The organism is Nitrospira sp. BLG_2 (assembly GCF_049222245.1).
On sequence record NZ_JBLYIG010000392.1, the window covers coordinates 1 to 3,977 of the forward strand.

General features: G+C 54.3%; 3 protein-coding genes. 2 read left to right on the forward strand and 1 reads right to left on the reverse strand.

What is annotated here, in order from left to right; genetic code table 11:
* The first annotated feature begins 329 nt into the window (after window positions 1-329).
* Window positions 330-968: a hypothetical protein gene (locus tag ACOSYY_RS10820; RefSeq protein WP_421662367.1), complete on the forward strand. Its 639-nt coding sequence runs from the start codon at window positions 330-332 to the stop codon at window positions 966-968.
* 212 nt (window positions 969-1,180) lie between these two features.
* Here ACOSYY_RS10820 and ACOSYY_RS10825 read toward each other — a convergent pair whose 3' ends face one another.
* Complete coding sequence (locus tag ACOSYY_RS10825) at window positions 1,181-1,525, reverse strand: Na-translocating system protein MpsC family protein (RefSeq protein WP_421662368.1); 345 nt, start codon at window positions 1,523-1,525, stop codon at window positions 1,181-1,183.
* A gap of 269 nt (window positions 1,526-1,794) precedes the next feature.
* Here ACOSYY_RS10825 and ACOSYY_RS10830 point away from each other — a divergent pair, with 269 nt between their 5' ends.
* On the forward strand, window positions 1,795-3,744 hold the full coding sequence (locus ACOSYY_RS10830) for an NADH-quinone oxidoreductase subunit 5 family protein (protein ID WP_421662369.1): 1,950 nt from the start codon (window positions 1,795-1,797) through the stop codon (window positions 3,742-3,744).
* Window positions 3,745-3,977: the final 233 nt, after the last annotated feature.

Sequence of the window (3,977 nt, forward strand, 5' to 3'; positions counted from 1 at the left end):
ATCAACTCCGCTGCGGCTCGATTGGCATGAACCAGATAGGGAGGGACGCTAAACGGAGTCGGGTTCACTCGCGCGTAAAAGGCTTGAGGAAGACGAGTATAGGTATTGTCGAAAGAGAGCGTTTCCAGTGTGCGACGAGTCATGGGTTTGTGTAACACGATCCTCTCAATTTTTGCCAATTGTCAGCCGGCTTCTCCAACACCCGCAAAATTTACACTAGCGTAACACTATCGTTACATAGAAAGCTTACCATCAGCGTCGCTGATTCTTCAGTGTAGCTTACGAAAGACTTACGCATCCTGCACTCGTTATATTTTGTGGGAGGTTGTATGAACACATTACGTCAGTCCGTGGCGGTGCTCTTCCTCGCTGGTGTAGGGTTAGCGGGTTGTGCCTACGACTCGCACTCAGGATCAGACTTACATCCCACGACGGTGGCGGACCTGCAAGCCGTCTTACGTGACGAGTGGTCTCGACATCTTTTTTGGACTCGCAATGTCGTCTTAGATAATGCGAAGAAGGATTTTAGGTCGAAGAGCTTTTCTGAAAAAGCAGTAGCTAACAACACAAGAGAGATTGCACGGACATTCAGGTCTTTCTATGGCGAAGCGACTTCTGATCAACTCCGTACCTTGCTGACCAAACACTACGAAGCTGTGAGAGCATACTCCGATGCCACAGTCGCGGGGAATGCGCTCCAGCAGGATTCAGCCATGACTCAGCTCACTTCGAACACCGACGATATTGCCGCCTTTCTAAGTACGGTCAATCCATATTTATCCAAAGGCACGGTTCGAGATCTATTCGCCACCCTTGTCGATCATCATGTCACTCAAATCACTAAGATTCAAACACGAGATTATGCGGGCGAGGAAGCGACTTGGCCGGCGATGGAGCATCATGCCTATATTATTGCCGACACGCTCGCGACTGCCCTGGGGAAACAGTTTCCGTCTCAATTCCTGTGATCACGTTACCGAATCCTTAGGTGATTGGACAATCCTCAAGGAGGGTTCGGAGTAAACCGGCCTGAGCCATAGTGATGACTTATTCCAAAGAATGTTCAGGCACAGTGATGCCCTTATGGATACACCTGAAAGTCCTCTTGAGTGCCTTTGCGGATTCAGCTCAATCTTTCCTCCAGGCGAAGGGTTGAATCGGTTGGGCTCCCGATCGTGTCCTATCTAATCCCGCTCTGGATATCCCGATCCATCGTAAAGACAAAGATCCGCTCTCCGAGCTGCACATCGATATCCGTGAAGAGTCCCAAGATTTTGGAACCGGTGATCTCGCTGACTTGTTCACAGAGTTTGTCGCGGCCCTGCGCGATTAAATTTTGCCGGAGCCGCTTGACCATCTCAATTCCTTCGGCCGTTTTCGCCAGCTGCCGTTCGGCCGGCGTCAGAACGCCTTTGAGCCGGACGACCACGAGATCCCGCGCCACTAATGCACGGACTTCATCAGGGCCTCGCCCCAAAAACTCCTGCTCGAACTTGATGATCGCGTTGCGTATCGAGTTTTCCATAACCGAGCTTCACATATCATCCTCTAAGACGCATGACAAGGAGGATGCGTGTCGAACTGGGGCTTTTGTCTTAGTCGGTCACTGATCATGGGCCTTTCGGGCCAAGGATAATCGGTTGAGAGACCCGGTCTTTCGATTCATCCTTGACGCTGCTCGTTCATCCATATTATGCATGAAACGCTTTGAACAGCGGCGATGCCGCCGATCTTGGGAGTGTAACACCGTTACGGATCGGTGGGATCTCGGATTTCGGTGCGATGGATCGTAGGGTGACCGGCAGCTATGCGAGAGGCCGGTCGCAGTACAAGCCAACCGAGCTGTGTCGACAGGGTGTCGAGCATACCGGTTGGCTTTTGTGTTTTAAGCAGCTGGCTAGAATAACTTCAGGATGCTCAAAAAGGTTGTCCAGCAAGGCCGCAGGGAGCGAAGGGGCGAGGCGTACGCTTCGGTACGTTGAGCCCCTGAGCGATGCGAGAACGCAGCTGGCGGACTTTTTCAGCATCCTGTTAGAGGTGATGATGTCCGCGACATTGCTTGTACCGCTGCTTCCATTGATCGCTGCGCTTGTCGTAGGGGTCGGTAGCGAAGACACGCTCCACGCACGCGCGAAGATCGCCGCCTGGCCGATCGGTGCGGCCTTGTGTGGGGCCATCGCCACACTCTATGTCGTGGCCACGGAAGGCCCGATTGCACTTCGACTGTATGATCCCGTCGCGTCCACCGTGTTGGCCGTTCCGATCGGCCTGTACATCGATCGGCTAAGCGCGGTCATGATGGTATTGATCTCCGGCATCGGTACGATCATTTATACCTATTCCGTTGGGTATATGTATCAAGATTTGCACGAGCGCCGGTATCTCGCCTTGATCGGGCTTACCGTGTTTGTCCTCCTCTGTATGGTGTGCAGCGCGAATTTGCTGATGCTGTTTGTGCTGTGGCAGTTGCTGAGTTACCTCCTCTATCTCCTCGTTCACAATCATAGTCACCAAGAAACGCTGAAAAGCGCATTTCGCACCTTCACGCTCTTGCGGGTCGGTGATGTCGCCTTCCTGGGCGGGACCGTGCTGGCATACTCGCTGTACGGCACATTGGAATTTCCCGACCTGTTTGCCGTCGCCGCGCAATCGACGGCAACCGTATCCCTGTTCTCCGGTGTCGAATTCAACGGCGCGACGGCGGTCACTTTACTGCTCCTTGTCGGCGGAATGAGTAAGTCCGCCCAGTTTCCTCTGTACGGCTGGCTTCCCCGGTATCTGTATGCCCCCACATCGGTGACTGCCTTACTGCACGCCGGCATTATTAATGCCGCGGGCTTCCTCATCAACCGTTTAGCCCCGCTCTTCGGGATGAGCTCGACCACCCTGCACGTCGCCCTCGTCATCGGAACGCTGACGGCCAGCCTCGGCGCCACCATGATGCTGGTGCAAAACGATATCAAGAACATGCTCGGCTTTTCGACGATCGGCCAAATGGGCTACATGGTCATGGAATGCGGTCTGGGCGCCTTTTCGCTCGCGGTCTTTCATTTGATCGCCCACGGTCTGTTCAAGGCGACAGTATTCTTGTACAGCGGGAATGTCATTCACAAGGCCAGACAGGAACCCGTTCTCCCTCATCCGGGGCACGAAGCGAAGGAAGAACATTATTCTCCCCTGACGTGGACGACGGGAGTTCTCACGACCCTGCTGATCCCCTTACTCATCCTGCTGGCCACTCACGGCGTGCTACAAATCCCTCTGTTGGAATCCCAGGGAACCGTCATCTTTCTCTTTTTCATCTGGATCACATCTTCCCAAGCGATCCTCACGCTGACCCGATTGAGGGCCGTCGCCTCCTGGAAAGTGTCGGCGGCCATGTTGCTGACGCTCTTGTTCATCGTGTTCGTCTATTTGTTTGCCGTCGAATCGTTTACGGCATTCCTGTACCCTAACCCGGAAGAGGTGGCATCGTACTTCAAGGCCGGCGATCTTCCGGACCTGCTCTTTGACCTTCTTCTCGTGGTCTCGACGCTGGTGACGATTGCGGGCTGGATGTATCTGTACATGCGGGCTCATGGCCGAACCGTGTGGGCGCCATCGTGGATCAACAGCGTCCGGATGCGTCTCTATGTGCTGTTTCTCAATCGACTCTATGTCGATGCAGTCTTGCATCGACTGGAGGAGATCCTGAGATCCGTCATTCAGCGCCTGGATAAACGCGCCCAAGAACGTTCGCTTTGACCGACATGGCTTGAAGACACGGAGTTACCGGACATTGGCTTCTCATCCGCAACGGCGCATGAACAGAGATCGACGCTCAGTCCCTGCTTGACGAATATGGAGAGCCCGTATTAATGGTTAGCCCGTTGCGGGAGATGTACCCATCGCCCGAGTGAAACGAGACGCGAGGTCCACGCCATGCCGAATAAGGCATGGCATGCTTGTGGACGCCCGCCCTCGGCTTCGCCGCGAGG